This is a genomic window from Candidatus Synchoanobacter obligatus, from assembly GCF_024259865.1.
GTDB lineage: Bacteria > Pseudomonadota > Gammaproteobacteria > Comchoanobacterales > Comchoanobacteraceae > Synchoanobacter > Synchoanobacter obligatus.
Genome location: NZ_JAKUDN010000001.1, coordinates 325,457 through 342,111, shown reverse-complemented (window position 1 = coordinate 342,111; position 16,655 = coordinate 325,457). Strand labels below are relative to the sequence as shown.

15 protein-coding genes and 1 tRNA gene are annotated in these 16,655 nt (G+C 43.0%); 8 read left to right on the top strand and 8 right to left on the bottom strand.

Going from position 1 to position 16,655, the window contains the following annotated elements:
• The first annotated feature begins 5 nt into the window (after positions 1-5).
• Positions 6-1,394, top strand: coding sequence for a dihydrolipoyl dehydrogenase (lpdA, locus tag MKS91_RS01660; RefSeq protein WP_258569104.1), 1,389 nt, complete (start codon positions 6-8; stop codon positions 1,392-1,394).
• On the opposite strand, the gene MKS91_RS01655 is transcribed toward lpdA, so the two are convergent.
• Positions 1,389-2,717: an MATE family efflux transporter gene (locus tag MKS91_RS01655; protein ID WP_258569103.1), complete on the bottom strand. Its 1,329-nt coding sequence runs from the start codon at positions 2,715-2,717 to the stop codon at positions 1,389-1,391. The genes lpdA and MKS91_RS01655 overlap by 6 nt on opposite strands.
• Positions 2,718-2,851: 134 nt before the next feature.
• Between MKS91_RS01655 and MKS91_RS01650 the strand changes: the two genes are divergently transcribed.
• From MKS91_RS01650 to MKS91_RS01640, 3 genes are read left to right on the top strand one after another with little or no spacing between them, the layout of a single operon-like run.
• Positions 2,852-4,222, top strand: coding sequence for a CPBP family glutamic-type intramembrane protease (locus MKS91_RS01650; RefSeq protein ID WP_258569102.1), 1,371 nt, complete (start codon positions 2,852-2,854; stop codon positions 4,220-4,222).
• On the top strand, positions 4,222-5,532 hold the full coding sequence (locus tag MKS91_RS01645) for a Mur ligase family protein (RefSeq protein ID WP_336604804.1): 1,311 nt from the start codon (positions 4,222-4,224) through the stop codon (positions 5,530-5,532). The genes MKS91_RS01650 and MKS91_RS01645 overlap by 1 nt, the downstream gene beginning before the upstream one ends.
• 23 nt (positions 5,533-5,555) lie before the next feature.
• Positions 5,556-6,500, top strand: coding sequence for a hypothetical protein (locus MKS91_RS01640; protein WP_258569101.1), 945 nt, complete (start codon positions 5,556-5,558; stop codon positions 6,498-6,500).
• Here the strand turns inward: MKS91_RS01640 and ligA are convergent.
• The 3 genes from ligA to MKS91_RS01625 are packed head-to-tail and all read right to left on the bottom strand — an operon-like array spanning position 6,480 to position 9,503.
• The gene (gene ligA, locus MKS91_RS01635) at positions 6,480-8,435 is read right to left on the bottom strand and encodes an NAD-dependent DNA ligase LigA (protein WP_258569100.1); all 1,956 of its coding nucleotides are present in this window, start codon (positions 8,433-8,435) and stop codon (positions 6,480-6,482) included. The genes MKS91_RS01640 and ligA overlap by 21 nt on opposite strands.
• Positions 8,432-8,980 (bottom strand): hypothetical protein, encoded by a 549-nt coding sequence (locus tag MKS91_RS01630; RefSeq protein ID WP_258569099.1) that lies wholly within the window; start codon positions 8,978-8,980, stop codon positions 8,432-8,434. Before MKS91_RS01630 ends, ligA begins: the two co-directional genes overlap by 4 nt.
• On the bottom strand, positions 8,967-9,503 hold the full coding sequence (locus MKS91_RS01625) for a cell division protein ZipA C-terminal FtsZ-binding domain-containing protein (protein ID WP_258569098.1): 537 nt from the start codon (positions 9,501-9,503) through the stop codon (positions 8,967-8,969). Before MKS91_RS01625 ends, MKS91_RS01630 begins: the two co-directional genes overlap by 14 nt.
• 122 nt (positions 9,504-9,625) lie before the next feature.
• Between MKS91_RS01625 and MKS91_RS01620 the strand changes: the two genes are divergently transcribed.
• A tRNA-Arg gene (locus MKS91_RS01620) sits at positions 9,626-9,699 on the top strand.
• A 29-nt stretch (positions 9,700-9,728) separates the two neighbouring features.
• On the top strand, positions 9,729-12,122 hold the full coding sequence (locus MKS91_RS01615; protein WP_258569097.1) for a penicillin acylase family protein: 2,394 nt from the start codon (positions 9,729-9,731) through the stop codon (positions 12,120-12,122).
• On the opposite strand, the gene MKS91_RS01610 is transcribed toward MKS91_RS01615, so the two are convergent.
• Together MKS91_RS01610 and udk are read right to left on the bottom strand one after the other, a co-directional pair.
• The gene (locus MKS91_RS01610) at positions 12,119-12,913 is read right to left on the bottom strand and encodes a Rossmann-fold NAD(P)-binding domain-containing protein (protein ID WP_258569096.1); all 795 of its coding nucleotides are present in this window, start codon (positions 12,911-12,913) and stop codon (positions 12,119-12,121) included. The two genes, MKS91_RS01615 and MKS91_RS01610, sit on opposite strands and share 4 nt — an antisense overlap.
• Before the next feature lie 13 nt (positions 12,914-12,926).
• Positions 12,927-13,547 carry a uridine kinase gene (udk, locus tag MKS91_RS01605; RefSeq protein ID WP_258569095.1) on the bottom strand — a complete coding sequence of 207 codons (621 nt, stop codon included), beginning with the start codon at positions 13,545-13,547 and terminating at the stop codon, positions 12,927-12,929.
• A gap of 80 nt (positions 13,548-13,627) precedes the next feature.
• On the opposite strand from udk, the gene MKS91_RS01600 reads away from it, so the two are divergent.
• Positions 13,628-14,482 (top strand): 4-hydroxybenzoate octaprenyltransferase, encoded by an 855-nt coding sequence (locus MKS91_RS01600; protein WP_258569094.1) that lies wholly within the window; start codon positions 13,628-13,630, stop codon positions 14,480-14,482.
• 62 nt (positions 14,483-14,544) lie between these two features.
• Positions 14,545-15,708 carry a hypothetical protein gene (locus MKS91_RS01595; protein ID WP_258569093.1) on the top strand — a complete coding sequence of 388 codons (1,164 nt, stop codon included), beginning with the start codon at positions 14,545-14,547 and terminating at the stop codon, positions 15,706-15,708.
• Here the strand turns inward: MKS91_RS01595 and MKS91_RS01590 are convergent.
• Positions 15,682-16,101, bottom strand: a complete 420-nt coding sequence (locus tag MKS91_RS01590; RefSeq protein WP_258569092.1) for a Smr/MutS family protein — start codon at positions 16,099-16,101, stop codon at positions 15,682-15,684. The two genes, MKS91_RS01595 and MKS91_RS01590, sit on opposite strands and share 27 nt — an antisense overlap.
• A complete protein-coding gene (locus MKS91_RS01585) occupies positions 16,094-16,630 on the bottom strand; it encodes a hypothetical protein (protein WP_258569091.1) in 537 nt (178 codons plus the stop codon). The genes MKS91_RS01590 and MKS91_RS01585 overlap by 8 nt, the downstream gene beginning before the upstream one ends.
• Positions 16,631-16,655 lie beyond the last annotated feature (25 nt).

Here is a 16,655-nt window from a genome sequence, read left to right as displayed (position 1 = left end):
GAAAAATGGATGTTATAGAAACAAATTTGGTGGTGATTGGTAGTGGTCCTGCAGGTTATGCAGCAGCATTTCGAGCTCAGGATTTGGGTGTGCAAACAATATTGATTGAAAAGTATTCCCAGCTTGGTGGTGTGTGTTTAAATGTTGGGTGTATTCCATCTAAAGCATTACTGAGTCTTGCAGAAAAGTCGCATGATGCCATGTCATTGTCTCAAAGTGGCATGACATTTTCAGAACCAACGGTGGATGCTGTAGCAACTTTAGCCATGAAAAATGAGGTGGTGGCAAAACTGTCCGGTGGGTTGAATATGCTGGCGAGTAAACGTCGTGTTCAAACCATTCAGGGCGTTGCTGCGTTCACAGGTTCTCATGAACTCCATGTTAAAGGTGAGTCAGGTGATCAAATCATTCAGTTCAAGCATGCGATTATTGCAACAGGCTCTGAGCCCAATAGGTTGCCTTTTCTTCCAGAAGATGATCGTATTTTTGATTCAACGGGTGCGCTGGAGCTTCGGGACGTGGAAGGTCATTTGGTGATTATTGGTGGTGGTATTATTGGCTGTGAGATGGCAACCATTTATCAGGCCATGGGCGCTAAGGTAACGGTGTTAGAGATTGCGCCAACCATTATGATGGGCGCAGATCCTGCGCAGGCAAAGGTTTGTCAGCAGGCCATGGAGCGTAAAGGTATTGAGTTCCAATTAGGTGTCAATATCCAAGGTGTTGAGGCGGAAGAGGATCAGATTCGTATTGATTTGGGAGAAGAAGAGGTTATTTGTGACCAAGTGTTATATTCTGTAGGTCGCAAGCCGAACGGGTTAGAGATCAATGCGGATGCGGCAGGTGTTGGCGTTGATGATAGAGGTTTTGTTCCGGTAGATGAGTATATGCGTACCAACCAAGAGCATATTTATGCAGTGGGGGATGTTGCATTGACACCATTTGACAATCAAATGTTGGCGCACCGTTCAACAGCCCATGGTCATTTGGCGGCTGAGATCATTGCAGGTCATAACATACGTTATGACATTCGAGCCATTCCTTCAGTGGCCTATACAGACCCAGAGGTGGCATGGGTAGGGATTTCAATGCAAGAGGCCAAAGACAAAGGCTGTCAAATTGGAAAATTCCCATGGATGGCCAGTGGACGTTCATTGGCAACCGGTCAAGGGATTGGTGAGACCCAGGTCTATGCCGACCCAGAAACAGAGCGAATATTGGGTGCATCAATTGTTGGTCGTCATGCCGGTGAAATCATCGGTGTATTCTGCTTGGCGATTGAAATGGGGGCAACGTTGACAGACTTGGCCTTGACAGTAATGCCACACCCAACATTGGTTGAGACAACATCATTGGCTTGTGAGCAGGCCTTGGGAAGTATCACCGATTTATAGAGATGTTGCCCCAATCACTGATACATCTTGTTTTTTAGCAACTTGATGTCTTAAGCCATAGCAAATCACGGTCAAAACACCATAGAAGGGAAGAACAACCAGTGAGTGCGTGGCAGCAGTGGTTGGGTAGTAATGTATCAAGAGATAAGTGGGGAGTACTAAAAATAGCCACATATTGCTTGCAGTAATGAGCATACTGGCCACAGTGTCTCCAAATGCTGCTAAGAAGCTTGCGAAGATATATGCCAAACCATCTAAGAACATGAATAGCATCACACCTTTTAAGCTGGTTATGATGACCATCTGTAGTGATTGAGTTTGCTCGTTAAGGGCAAAGAGCTGCATGAACCATGACGGTATGAAATATAAAGAGGCACCAATACAAAGCATAAAACTTGTATGAATGATGAACGCAGACCGTAAGAGCTGTGGAAGGAGGGCGTTTAAGTTCTCACCAATATAGTTGGCCGCCATGGCTTTAACGGCATTACCCAGTTCACTATAAACAAACATAAATAATATAAAGAGATTTTGTGCAAGGGTTGTCACCACCATGTAGTCAGCACCTTTGGTTGAAATAATGTTGAGCACAGTTGCCCATGCCAGCATCTCACAGGAGTGTGATAAAGACTCTGGAAGTCCAAGCTTAATGGCTTGTAGCATCATTTTTGGATGGTATTGGACGTTAAAGGTATGGTACTTCTTCGCATTACGAGCATTTAAGAAAAATCCAAGAAGAAAGATGAGCTGAAAGACCATGCTGGTGATGGTTGCCAATGCAGCACCATAGGTTCCCATGCTGGGGATCCAGTAGAGATCCAATGCAACATTAATAAGATTGGAAAAAATTAAACTGATTAAAACCGTTTTGGTTTGGTATGTCCCGATAAAAAAGCTACTGAGAGCGCTACACATTGGCCAGAGGCAGCCACCTAACATAAGAACTTGAAAGTATATCAAGCCATGTTCATGAGCCATATAAGGAATAATCCATGCGCCCAAATAAGCCACAGGAATAAATAGAATTAAGGTGGATAGGGAAAATATCATCATTTGCCAAGTCATATTGGTGACTTTCTGGTATTGTTTGGCGCCATTGTACTGCCCAATAAATACTTTGGATATCCATGTAATTCCTGTGGTTGCAAATAGGAATGTCCAGCAGTAATTCATGGCAGCAGTCACATGACTCATCATATTGACATCATGGTGTGATAAGATACTTCGATCTACGAAAATAGAGAGGTTAGATGATAGTCCTGCCAATATCAGCGGAAGTGCTGCGCGTAGCAGTGAGGATACAGTAGGTGCAGGTGATGACATGGGGTATCTGTTTGTTAAGTGTATAAAATATAGCACTATTTTTTATGTTAGGCAATCACTGATTTTCCTTCGTTGACAATGTTTGGAAACTCATTTAACATCTTGTATACATTAAAGCTGATTGGATAAATTTAATGAATAGTGCAGTAATTGGTTCAAATGATGACGGAACCAGTACAACTAAAGGACGCTGGTTAAGGTATCGCTCTATCAAGGACTTGTCGCTTCGAGAACTCTATTTAGTGGGGTTGACGTGTCTTGGGTTTGTAAGTGCTGCTTCTGTGAGCATGCCTGTATTGGTTTCATATGTTGTTGTCGCTGAGTTTTTGACATATTGGCATGTTGAAGATGCCGAAGAAAAAGACTTTTTTAATGAAGTTCGGGGATTATCGTATGCCTTTGCAGCGCTGATATTTTTTTCTAGCCATTGGTTTACAGGTTCAGCTTTTGCAAGTTTTTTGAAACGGGCTTTCAACTCAGTTGGTATTGGTTTGTATGAAGGACTGCTAGTGATGCTAGCACTCACGTTAAATAGACCTGTTTATGCCACAAAACAAAAAGATGATTCTTGGCGGTATGTTAAATCAGCATTGGTCGTGCTCGTCTCAGTATACGTTTTTTCTGGGTGCATCGTTGGGTTTGGCCGTATCATTGCCAACTTTACACTACGTAGCAAATTTGAAATCATTTTGGCATCATTGGTCTCTTATGCTACAAAGATCTTTGGAATTGCATTGGTGGCAAAAGGAGTCTTGGGGTATGACTTTGCTCATTTGTTCCAGCAAGCGAATCGGAGCTTTTCTGAGTCATTCAGGTACTTTTTATGTGGGGTGATTATCATTATATTGCCAATGTCTCTGCTGAATCCTGTCTCATGGCTTAGTACATCTACGTTTGTATTTTCTGCAAACCTTTTTTCGTGGGATTTTGTGACATATGTGACGTACTGTGCATTCTTGCTGGTAGAAGTATTACTGCAAACATTGTATGAAGAAATTATTTTCAGAACGGCACTGGATATGATTTGGACTTATGCAGGCTTCGGATCAAAAAGTCAGGTTGAGGGTAAAATAGTAGTGCAAGAACAGAGAAGTCTATATCGGCAGGTTGTCGATATTTTATTTATGGCAACTATTTTTGCTGCAGCCCATATGTTCAATCCCGTAGAAACTGGTAGGGCATGGGTCTCAGGTTTTCAGAAGTTTATCAGTTATGCATTGACGACATCCCTACCTTACTATATAAGTCAAGTATTTACCGATGGTAATGAGCTTGGTTGGGGCGCACATTTTATGCATAATCTGAGGATTTTCATGATGCGATTTGATCATGGTGTAGGCATTGGTTTTTTTTCGTGTAATTTTTTATCCAACCCTCCGTTGAGCGTATTGCTTGCTAATGGTGTGTTTTCTTCGGTTCTATATGGCGGTGCTGCCTGCGGTATGGTGATGCTTGTTAAGGAACAAGAAGAGGAAAGTAGAGAGGTCTCAGTTTCAACTCCGTAATCATACTAGGGGTTTGTGGGAAGTTAATGGCAGGGATTGCTGTCTTGGCTTCCCAGAAGGGCCATAAAGTCATTGGCTATGATAAGGCCTTTCAGCCCCCGATGAAAAAGGTTCTGGAAGATATAGACATAACATTGCATCGGGGCTATCCAAAGGAACTGGTGCTGAATGATGCTGACATGGTGATTGTTGGTAATCAATTAAAGCGCAGTGATCCCATTATTCAATTTTTGGTGGCAAAAAGACACAAGCTGTATTCAGGTCCAGAGTGGCTGATGACCTATGTGTTGCGAGATCGGCGGGTTATTGCGGTTACAGGGACTCATGGTAAAACGACCATTACTTCCATGATCAGTTGGATGCTCAAACAGTTGGGGCAGGATCCGGGGTATTTGATCGGTGGTTATGTGGAACAGCTACAAGGTTGCGCCAATTTGGGGACGGGGGATGTGTTTGTTATTGAAGCAGATGAGTACGATACGGCATTTTTTGATAAGCGCCCAAAGTTTTTGCATTATTGGCCTTCATGTGTGGTAATCAGTCATATTGATTTTGATCATGCGGATGTTTATCCCAGCTTAGAGGCTATGGTACAGCAGTACAAGTATCTGATGCGTTTATTGCCAGCCGATGGTGCTGTGGTTGCAACAGGTATACCCGCATCTTTACAAGATCAAATGACAGCCTTTGGCCTGAAATATGTGCAGTACTCTGTCTCGAAAGCCAAAAAGCAAGGGATGGTCTTACCCAAGCAACTGGTCGGTGATTTTAACTTAGCGAATATCTTAGCAGCGGTTGAGACGGGTTGTATTTTGGGACTAGATCGTGAAAAAGCGTTGTCTGTCCTAAATCATTTTCATGGGGTTGATAGACGGCAAATGGTGCGTTACCAAGGCGCGGTATGGGCTTACGATGATTTTGCGCATCATCCTAAAGCTGTGGCTCAAGTATGCCAAGCTTTATCAGCTAGGGGGAGAGTCATGCTGATCTATCATCCTGGAACGTATACGCAACGTCATGGTGTGATGGATGAGAGTACCTATGCTGCATTGTTACAGGCTAATAAAGCCTATATATTATTACCCCCGAAGCATCAGATTGATCTATCAGTCTATGCCTCCAAACACATTGTGGTGTGTGAGCAAGAAGCCGCTCTGTCAGAGCGGGTGATATCCGATCTTCAGGAAGGTGATCAGGTTGTGGTCACCAGTGCCTATTATTTGTCGGAATTATGGACCATTTTGTTAGCAGGAATTCAGAAAAAGTTCGGAGACACCGTTTGCATTTCAATTGAGGAGGGTGTAGCATAATCTTGTAAAACAGGAGGTTTACTATGGGAATGCTAACATTCAAGGAAAAGGTGTTGTTTCCAGCACTGTCTATTAAACTCAATGGATTTGAGCTTGGTTTTAATATCAATGCAAAACCTTCAGCAATTCATACATGGTTTGTGTTACAGGTACTACAAGTAGACATTCTACGAGTACGTCGAAAAGCCGGGGGGCCGCTTCAGTGGACTTTTTTAGGCTATGTATTTAAAAACGTAGCAGATGATTTAGATTCGTTGCGTGGGACCAAAAAAGAATCAGAAGACGATGGTAGTGCATCTTATCATCACTATTTGGGGCGTCAAAAGCGGTTTGATTATAAAATGATAGGAATCGTATTATCGTTGGTGATGTTTGTTTGTGTTGGTATACTGGCGAGTAAACTACTTCCTGCAACTATCGGTTTATTAATGCCCATTATTGTTGCCAGTCCGGTGGTCAGTATGACTTGGGTACAATGGTTGATCAGTTGGCGAACATTTGTTGCGTGGAATCAGATGCAATCTGGCTTGTATGGTTTGTTTTATCAACTTGTACATGGCGCCGGTGACAGAGACCCTAGCTCGGGTATTGTATTTGCATTGGTTCATTACCGTGTTTGGCTATGGGCCTTGATCGCTGTTCCTGCCATCTTAATGAATGCCCAGGTTGAACTGTTTGTCTTGTTGAGCTCAGGGTTGATTAGTCTTTGGGATGCTCAAGAAGTAAAACAGTCTGTTTTGTATTTTAAATGGCCACTGGTGTTGGTAAAACACTTGTATTTGCTAGGGTATAACTTTGCTGAAGGGCCTGGAGACAGGCATTGGCGTCCAATAGCATTAGAAACCAGTCAGCCGTTAGGAAAAGGCAATCGACTCGCTGGTCTTATTGCAAAGTATACTTGTTATGCAAACCCTTTGTATCAAGCAACCCTTAACGAAGCAGAGCCATTAACGAATAGAGGTGGCTAAGGTAGAGAGCGCTGCTTCATCAATGCACTGAATGCCCATTTTTTGGGCTTTGGTGAATTTAGATCCTGCATTCTCCCCATAAACCAAATAGTCAGTTTTTTGGCTCACTTGGCCAGATATGGTGCCGCCATGGTCTCTGATGAATTGACTGATCACCTCGCGTGGTTGTGACAATGTGCCGGTAATGACAAATTTCAAACCAGAAAATTGGTTGTTTTGTGTTGTTTGTAGCTGGCGTATTCTGAGTTGTTGTTCGAGCTTTTCTAAAGCGGAGCAGGCGGCTTCGTCCTTAAAATAGGTAATCAGACTATTGGCCGTGTTGTCGCCAATGCCATTAAGTGCTGTGATTTGTTCCAGAGTTAGGTGTTTGAGTTCAGCCAGAGTGAAGTGTTGGGCCAATATACGAGCGGTGTCTTTGCCAACGTCTTTTATGCCAAGGGCATAAATGAGTCGATCAAGGCTGATGTCACGGCATTGATCAATGGCTTTGAGTAGATTTTGGGTTGATTTTTCACCCATCTTAGGAAGGGTATGAATATCGGTGGCAGAAAGGGTGAATAAGTCTGCAGGAATTTTGACCAACTGTTGTTGGCAAAGATGATGGATCAGTTGTTTGCCCAAGCCTTGGATGTTTAGCGCTGAGCGCGATGAAAAATGGATGATTGCTGAGGCCAGTTGTGCGGGGCAGTTGAGTCCATTGGGGCATCGGATAAAGGTCTTTTCTTGGATAACAGGAGTATGGCAACTGGGGCAATGGGTTGGTGGTGTGATCGTTTGTGTTGCTTGCGGTCGTTGGCTCAGAATGGGTTCGATGACCTCAGGGATAACGTCCCCAGCTCTTCTGATTGATACGGTATCACCAATACGGATGTCTTTTCGTCTCAATTCATGGATATTGTGTAGGGTGGCTTGGCTAACAATGACCCCAGATACATTGGTGGGTTTGAGCTTGGCAACAGGGGTGAGCACACCAGTACGACCAACACTGAATTCAATGTCTAAGATGAGACTCTGGGCTTCTTCTGCTGGGAATTTGTAAGCGGTTGCCCAACGGGGGGATTTGGAGCGGTTACCCAGTTTGTCTTGATCGTCAATATGGTTAACTTTGATAACCGCACCATCGATTTCATAGCCTAGTTCATGGCGAATCTCTTGAATGTGATTTAAATAACCAATCACTTCTGACAAGCTTTCTAAGAGGTAGAAGGGCTTTGGGGTTTGAAAGTGGTGTACTTCTAACCATGCCATTCTTTCTGCATGGGTGTTGGGGAGGGTGTCCCCAAGCAAGCTATAGGCATAAAAGGTTAAGGGCCGTTTGGCGGTAATGGCTGGATCCAGTTGCCTTAAGCTACCAGAGGCTGCATTTCTTGGGTTGGCAAAAGGTTTTTCAAGGCCAGCGTTCATTGTGGTAAAGTCTGCTTTATGGATGACCACTTCCCCTCTAACTTCTAGATACTTGGGTGCAGTTTTGGGGAGAATCTGAGGGATGTTTTTAATGGTGCGGACATTATGGGTCACATCTTCTCCCATTGTACCATCACCTCGAGTAATGGCTTTATCGAGCTTGTGATCAATATAAATACAGCTAAGTGCCAATCCATCCAGCTTGGGCTCTGCAGTGAGTGCTAAGTCTGTTGCCACCTTAGAGATTCTTTGGTAAAAGTCATGAATATCTTCGTGGTTGAAGCTGTTATCAAGTGACAGCATGGGGGTTTTGTGAGCAATCGGTTGGAATGCTTGGTCAACGGTCCCACCAACTCTTTGAGTTGGCGACTGTGGGATAATCCGCTCAGGGTTTTGTTGTTCCATTTGAATCAACTGTTGCATGAGTTGATCAAATTGTGCATCAGAAATCACAGGGTTGCTGTGGACGTAGTAATGCATATTGTGCTGTTCTATTTCTTCGATTAGAGTCATATAATCTTGGTATGTCATTGTTCTTCCTCTAGGGTGAAATCAGTGATCCTTAAGGGCTGATCGGGTTGGCGTTGGATGGCGATAATCACGTTGGTTTTTTGTTGGTTGTTTAGTTTTATGGGCAGTTTGAGCTCTATATAATGCGGTGCTTCTTGCAGTATTTGAACAACATCATGGGTGATGGCATCACAGGATGTTTGACTGAGGATGCAATGATCGAGTAGGCCTTGGCCAGATCCTGGGAACAGTTTTTGGTTGATTTGCTGTAATGCTTGTGGTTCAAAGTATTTATTTAGGCGTTCATGGTCTTCTAAAAAGGTCTCCGGGTTGACATGAAATGCAGCAACGGTTGCCGTTAAACCAAAAACAATGATGTCCTCATAGTTATATGTTACCGCTACAGTAGGTTCTGGAGGTTCTGGAGGTTCAGGGGTGTTGGGCGTTGCAGGGCTTTGCCTGGTGACCAAATGTTGAGAGGGAAATGGTTTGCTCCATTCTTGCATTGGGTTTAGCGCCCACAAGGGTGTGATGAATAGCCAAATCAGTAATTTATGTCGCTTCATGGTGGATTTTTTCTCGAAGGTCTCTGAGTGCTTCTAAGGTTATTTCTGTTTTATTGGTGCTTTGTAGTGTTCCAGAGAAGGTGTCTTTTGCGTCAAAAAGGATGCGACATAGGGTGTCAAAATCTTCAAGTGGTGTATCAGATTGTCTGGGTTGGAGGAAAAAGCTTAACCCAGAAAAAGTTTCTTCACTCATGGTGTTGAGGTCAAATGTTCCTGGAGCAGACAATGTGGCGATACTAAATTGGTTGTGTTGAGGTCCTGGAAGATCGAAAATTTGATAATCATTATATTGTAGTCGATGAGAGAGGAAGAATTTTAACAATTCATGTCCATTGATTGGTTGCTCGGGGATTAAATAAATGGTTACCAGTTCTGGTAGACTAAGAGTGTTTTTTTTGGCAGTGGGTTGAGGGATGTCAATAAATTCGTGGTCACTGTGTTGAGAGGTTAAGCGTTTCATGATAATGGCGATCAGTGTGATGCCTGAGACTGCAGCGGCCATGTATATAGGTTGGATGATCATCTTTTTTAAACTCCCATGTATGATGATATCTAACCAGAATCTGTATTAAATAGCAAATTATGATTGAGGATCCTTGGTAAAACTTGCCATGAAGCGGAAAGTCATGGCATAATATGGCCTGAGCGTTGGTAGCTCAGCTGGATAGAGCGTTCCCCTCCTAAGGGATAGGTCGCAGGTTCGAATCCTGCTCAGGGCAATGAGATGTAAATTATATAGGTGAGTTCAATGAGCCAAACTAATCAAACTAAACGTTATTCTTTAAGCCGTTTGGCAGCTATTGTCGGTGCCATCATATTAATGGCGGTGACATATTTGTTTTATGTGGGCTGGGCATCCATGCCAATGGTCCGAGGGTATTTAGAGCAACCTTACCTACATGAAGATGTTGAGGTGATTCGTAATGACGTGGGTGTGCCAAGAATTGTGGGTCACCGCAATAAAGATGTCTATTATGCTCAAGGTTATGTGCATGCTCAAGATCGTCTTTTCCAAATGACGATGTTGAAGTATATGTTCTTGGGGAGGATGAGTGAATTGGTCGGTAAAAAAACCGTGAAACTTGATGAGTATATGCGATTGTTTAATATTGAGCAGTCAGCGAAGGCCAGTTATGCACAGTTTGGACCCAGTCACAAGGTGGCATTGGAAGCATATGCAGCTGGTGTGAATGCGTATATTGAGGAACACCATGAAACATTAGAGCAGCGTCTTTTAGGCTTTAAGTTAGAGAAGTGGCGACCTCAGGATAGTGTGGTGATTCAAAAAGCCATTGCGTTTGACCTCAGTCGACATTGGCCTAGAATTATTCGTAATACGGCGTTGGCATCGATTCATGGTAATGCACGTTTGGATGAGTTTTTCCCTGAAGAGGTGGTGGTGGAGCCCAGTGTTTTAGACAGTGATTTAAAACGTCACCGCCTACCGTATGATGATGAACCAAAGTTTTATCCAGATGGTCCAGAGATTCCTGCTGCAGTTGTGCAATCCATGACCCGATATGCGGAGTTGAATGATGCTGTACTAACAGGAATGTCATCAGATGAAACCTTGGCACCAGGGTCAAATGCATGGGTTATATCACCCAAGCGGACGAAGTCTGGATCTGCGATTGTGGCATCAGATCCTCATTTGAGTTATAACGTGCCCAATACATTTTATTTGATACATATGAAGTCAGATACCTTAGAGCTAACAGGGGCATCGATCCCAGGGGCTCCAGGTATTATTATTGGCCGTAATGCCAACATTAGTTGGGGGTTCACCAACAGTCGTTTGGCACAAAGTGATATCTTCTATGCCAAAGACATTGAAGGAAAAACAGAGCGAATTGAGACCATCAAGGTTTTAGGTGGTAAAGATGTCACAGTGACTTACTACGATACGGATTATGGTACTTTGATCTCCGATCCAGGGTCTGAATATGATGTCGCACTCAATTGGACGGGTATGGTGTCAGTTGATATGACCCTAGATGCACTACACAATATTGGTAATGCCAGCTCACTCAAAGAAGCTAAAAAATCATTTAAGTATTTCCATACGCCCGCTCAAAACATGGTTATGTCTGATAATAAGGGCAATTATGGTTTGTATGTCTTGGGTAATGTGCCGATTCGTCAGCATTCAGGACGGGTTGCAGTGCCTGCAACCGAGGCCTATCGTTGGAAGAAACCCATTCCTTATTGGGAAATGCCTTATGTAGAAAACCCACCCCGTGGTTATGTAATGAATGCCAATAACTATGTGGTGTCTCCACATTATGGATACAATGTCTCCAAGCTAGGGTTTGATGATTTAAGAGCCATTCGTTTGGCAAAGATGCTTAAGGAAGATAAAGCCTATACAGCAGAAGACAATAAGCGGATTCAGCTAGACAATGAAGATCAGCAATGGTTTGTGATGAAAGATACATTGATGATGGTTGAGCCACGATCTGATCTGGCTAAAGGTGCAATCCAAGCCTTGGATCAATGGGATGGTGTGGCCGATAGGACATCCTATGAAGTCACGATCTTTAGTGCATGGCAACGTGAAATTGCCTCTAAGATCTATCTAGATATCATGCAAACACTACCATCATGGGCGAAGCCGGTACATGATGATTTCTTTGTGATCAATACCATTAAGAACAATACGAAGGCTTGTCAGATCAATGGGGGTGATTGTAAAGACTTCCTATCGGATACACTAGAAGCGGCATTGGCTCAGTTGAGTGCTCGTTACGGTACTAAGGACATTGAGCAGTGGCAGTGGAAAGGTTCTCATAAGGCGCAGTTCAAGCACGGTATCTTCAAGAAAGTACCGTTACTGAAACAACTGTCAGCACGCCAGGCTGAAGTGGATGGTACCAGAGATAGTTTGAATAGAAGCCGCTGGTTTGCAGGCCGTCAAGGCTTTATGGGTACCCAGGGTGCTTGTTTGAGAATGGTTGTTGACCTTGAAAGTCAACAGGGGCATTTCATTATCCCGATGGGTGAGTCCGGTAATGTCTTATCAAAACATTATTCAGACTTATTGCCGATATGGGCAGACGGTGACTACTTGTTGATGCCTAGAACTCAGAGTAAGGGTTATGAATCCAAGTTGGTTCTAGGGCATGGGAAAGAGGAAGCCAACTAAGTGCTTTCAGTCTCGGTATGACCAATCATTGAAGGGGTTTCAAAATGGAACCCCGTTCCCAAGAGTTTTGCAGGGGATAACCGAACCCCTTTGGCTCTGTTAATCCAGCGTTTTGGGCTTTTAACCACCAAACCAGACCGGGCACTGATGAGAGACAATATGGTATTTAATGGTAATGGTCCTCGGTCTGTGACATTGTAAATCCCTTGATACGGTGCTAGATGTAGTAGGGCATTGATACAGTCATTGATATGGATTTGATTCACCATATGTTGACGTTGACTATAACCAATGGTTTGTTGTTTGATCTGGTGTTCGATATCAGTGATACTATAGTATACGTTTGCCATTCTTAAAATGGTGTATGGGTGCTGGCTGTTGATCACCTGTTTTTCAGCCGTTTGAATGACCCTACTTTTGGGACAGTCCGATTGAATCAGGGTGTTTTCGGTGACGGTTTGTCCCAATAGATCATCATATACTTTCTCAGAGGATCCCAAGATAACTTTGGTTGATGTGGGTAATAATTGTAATAGGTGGCAAAGACCATGAATGTATGATTTTTTATATTGCACCAAATCATCATTAATCAATACTGGAAAGTAATATGCATAAGATACTGCAGGCAGATCCTTTTGCTGAAGGGCAAAAATATCCTTATGGATATGAATACTATTGGGGTCATAATCCTGATGAGGGGTGATGGTAAAAGGTTGGTTTCCTTGCGCTTTTAAAGCTTTGGTAAAAGGTTTTACAATGCTTTTGTTGCCATATATTAAGATACTAGCCATACTGAGTCTTCCATTACTCTTGGTCTATATATCCTACTAAATGTTTCTCTAAAAGTACACAGACTTTATCGATATGATCGGTGGACGGCATAATCAAGTCAGCATGTTCTCGAGAGGGTAAGATATGCTGATAATACATAGGCCGTGTTTTGGTTAAATATTGTTGAATGACTTGTTCAGATGTTCGCCCACGGGTTGCAATATCTCTTTTGATACGTCTGGTTAAGCAAATATCCAATGGGGTATCAATATACAATGATAAGTGGGCATGTTGACGGATATTGGGCATGGCCAAACATAACAGTCCGTCTAATAAGATAATCGGTTTGGGTTTAATGGTTAAAGTCGTCTCTAAACGGTTACACTTCACAAAAGAGTATTTAGGACTTTGAACAATCTGGTTTTGTTTCAGTTGTATCAAGTGCTTTTCTAATAATGACCACTCAATGGCATCAGGATGGTCATAGTTTTTCGTTAAACGTTGATGTAATGGAATATGATCTTGTTGGTAGTAATAGTTGTCTGCACAAACAATGGCCATAAATCCAGGGTGTCGTTGGAATAAACGCTCAATAAAATGAGTTTTTCCGCTTGCTGAAGGTCCAGCAACAATGATGATGATTGGCGTGTCCATATACCGGATATTTTGCGTTGATGAACTACTGAAATCAAGTAAAATGTTGCTACATTGACAAAGGTTATTGGAGAACAAATGTGTACGGGATAAAAACCCATATGGGGATACAATTTGGCCCTTATATTCGGTTGGCACGATTGGACAAGCCTTGGGGTATTGTCTTATTGGCATGGCCCACACTTTCCGCATTGGTCTTAACCAAAGCCAGTACGCCCTCCTTATGGATCCTATTTATTGCAGGCATCCTCTTAACCCGATCAGCAGGTTGTGTCTTCAATGATTATGCAGATATGTGGTTAGATGCTAAAGTCTCTAGAACGGCTCAAAGACCACTGGTTACAGGACAAGTCTCTCCCAACCAAGCACTGATATTCTTTGTATGCCTCATGCTATCAGCAGCAACTTTATTATGGTTCCTACCTTTTAAAGCCCAGCTATGTGGATTACTCTCAGGCATATTGTTATCCATATACCCCTACACAAAGCGTTATATCAGCACACCTCAGCTCTTTCTTGGGCTGGTATTCTCCCAAGGCATACCTATGGCTTATCTCTCAACCAATACCCCTATAGGGGCCCAAGCAATCCTCTTCTATGCTATCGTGGTATTATGGGTCATTATCTATGATACCATCTATGCCTTAACAGACTATCAGGATGATATCCATACCTCCGTAGGATCCACCGCCATTGCCTTAGGGTCTTATGTCTTCCCTTTTATTCAGTATGGCTACATCATTCTGATCCTTTCATGGTTACTATGGGGTTTAACCCTTAATGGATTCTTTCACCTTTTTCTAATACCCCTAGCCCATAACCTTTACCAACAGCTCAAGTTTGTTAAACAATCATATTATTTTAAAGCCTTTCTCCTCAACCAATCTGCAGGTCTTTATATCCTCATCGGTATTATTGTCTCATCATACCAATAAAAATCTGCCAAATATTTATAATGCACTATAACAATCCTAACTGAATAAAAGAGAGGTGTGTTATGCTAGGGGAAACTCCAGAAGTCGGTGCTATCTATGTAGGAGGTAGTAGAAGCCCTGAAACAAAAATAAATGATGCTATAAAAGACATTTATGTTCGCTCAGGTTCAAAATTGGGTGAAGATAAACTGAGTACTTTGATTGCTTCCCTTACCACCCAGCCGCAGGCAGTAGCGGATGAAGTTTGGCAAGCTAAGCTTAACAAAAGGGCAGAGATCCTTGATGGATTTGTTAGCGGTGAGCATACAGACGAGCGATATTCACTCTTTATAGAGGCGCTCACAAAACAAGGTCCTAACAATTTAAGCATATCCGGTGCGCGTACAAAGAGTAAGGAGGTGCTTGAAAAGAGAGCTGCGGAAAGAAAATTTGATGAAACTCTACCTGGTAAAATAAATTATGCCAAAACAAAGCAAGCATACGGATCGATGGCTATGGCTTTTGGGATTGCGGCTATTATTGCATCGGCAGTTCTCTTAACAGGAGGCGCTGCCTTGGCCATTGTCGTTATTGGTGCTCTTATCACTGCAGGAGGTGTAGGAGTAACCACTTCTAGTACTTTAGATCGAATGAATTATGGTAAGCGTATGCAGGAATCTAGACAATTAGCAAATCCCTTAGACAAAGACCCAAATGAGGTCAAAGCAGCTCATATAGCATCTGTTCCGTTAATACCTAACGTATTGTATGCTTCTGCTGCAGGTACTATCTTATATAACGGCCTTCCTGCTGATACAGGGAATGACGATAACGCAATGTATTCTCCTGCTGTTAACGTTGCAGGCAATTTTATGGAAGACGAGAATAACACTTATGATGCCTGGGGAAATAATCAACAAAGGGGAAATAATCAACCAAGGCCTGGTAATGCACCGATTATAGGTAGTAATGCCCTTTATTCCAAGGTGGTTAAAAATGTAGATTCGCGATATTCTGGTTATAATGCGCCGGGAGCCAACAGTAGCATAGTCTATGCTACTTATTGGAAGGTAGGCGGCGAAACCTCTGCTAGCGCAAGCGCCAGAGGCCACGATCTTGTTGTTAATCCCCCTAGTCCAGCTGGCAGGGGAGAAACAGCTGCTAAGGAAGTGGCGGCAGTAACTAAGGGAAAGCAAGTTGAGTCAGGGCAAGGTTCTGAATTAAAGACTGGTAACACCTTCACCTAACAGTACATAACAAGCACCCTCGCCACCGTCTTTGGCGAGTGCGGGTGTATAAGCAATGACTTTGGGGTGTTGGTAGATCATACTGAGGAGTAGGTTCTTAATTTTAGGGATGTTATTGTCAGAGCGGAGTCCTTTGCCATGGATAATTAAATACAGGGATTGTTTGTTATTCTGTTGGATGAGATTTTGGAGTTGTTCTCGGGCTTCTTTTTGGTAGAGTCCTCTAAGATTGATGGTGCTATGAATGGGGATTTTACCGGACTTTAGTTGTCTTAATGTCAGGTTGGGGGTGCTGGGGGCTTTATAGGTATCAGGGTATGTTGAATTGATGGGGATATCCTCATCGTCATGTGAATGAGAGAGGATATTTGGATCAATGCGGTATCTAGGCATGACTAGGTGTTTCTGGGGATTCAGGGGGTGATTGATAGACCGATTGCATTTGAGCAAGACGTGCTAAGAGTGCGGTTTGTAGGCTGCTAGGTTGTTTGGTCATTTTGGGTGATTTGAATGTCTTGGCACGGGATGGGGTATTACGAATGTTACTAAGTAAATTCAGTCTCCCGGGGGTCATGGGGGGCCTTACGGTTAATGGGCTGCACATTTTTCCTACTTTTGGGGAGGTTCTTTTGGGGGTTAAACGTTTCTTGCAGGTGCTTACAGYAGTGAGGATTTGAGTGAGTTGAGGGGAGACTGTTGCCTCTATAGAGGATAGTTTGTCTTTAACTTCTTTCAATAAGATGGTGACTTCTGGGGACTCTTGGGTGGTTTCTTTAGGGGGAGTGAATGGATACTTAAGGGTCTCAAAGAATAGTATGATACTGTCTAGGAGAAATACGATGAGGTTTTTTAGGAGTTGAACAGGGAAGTAGGCGATATGAACAAAGCTATTTGATGTCATGGTGGACTTTTGGGGTTTCATGATGACTCCTGTCGTAAGGATAGAT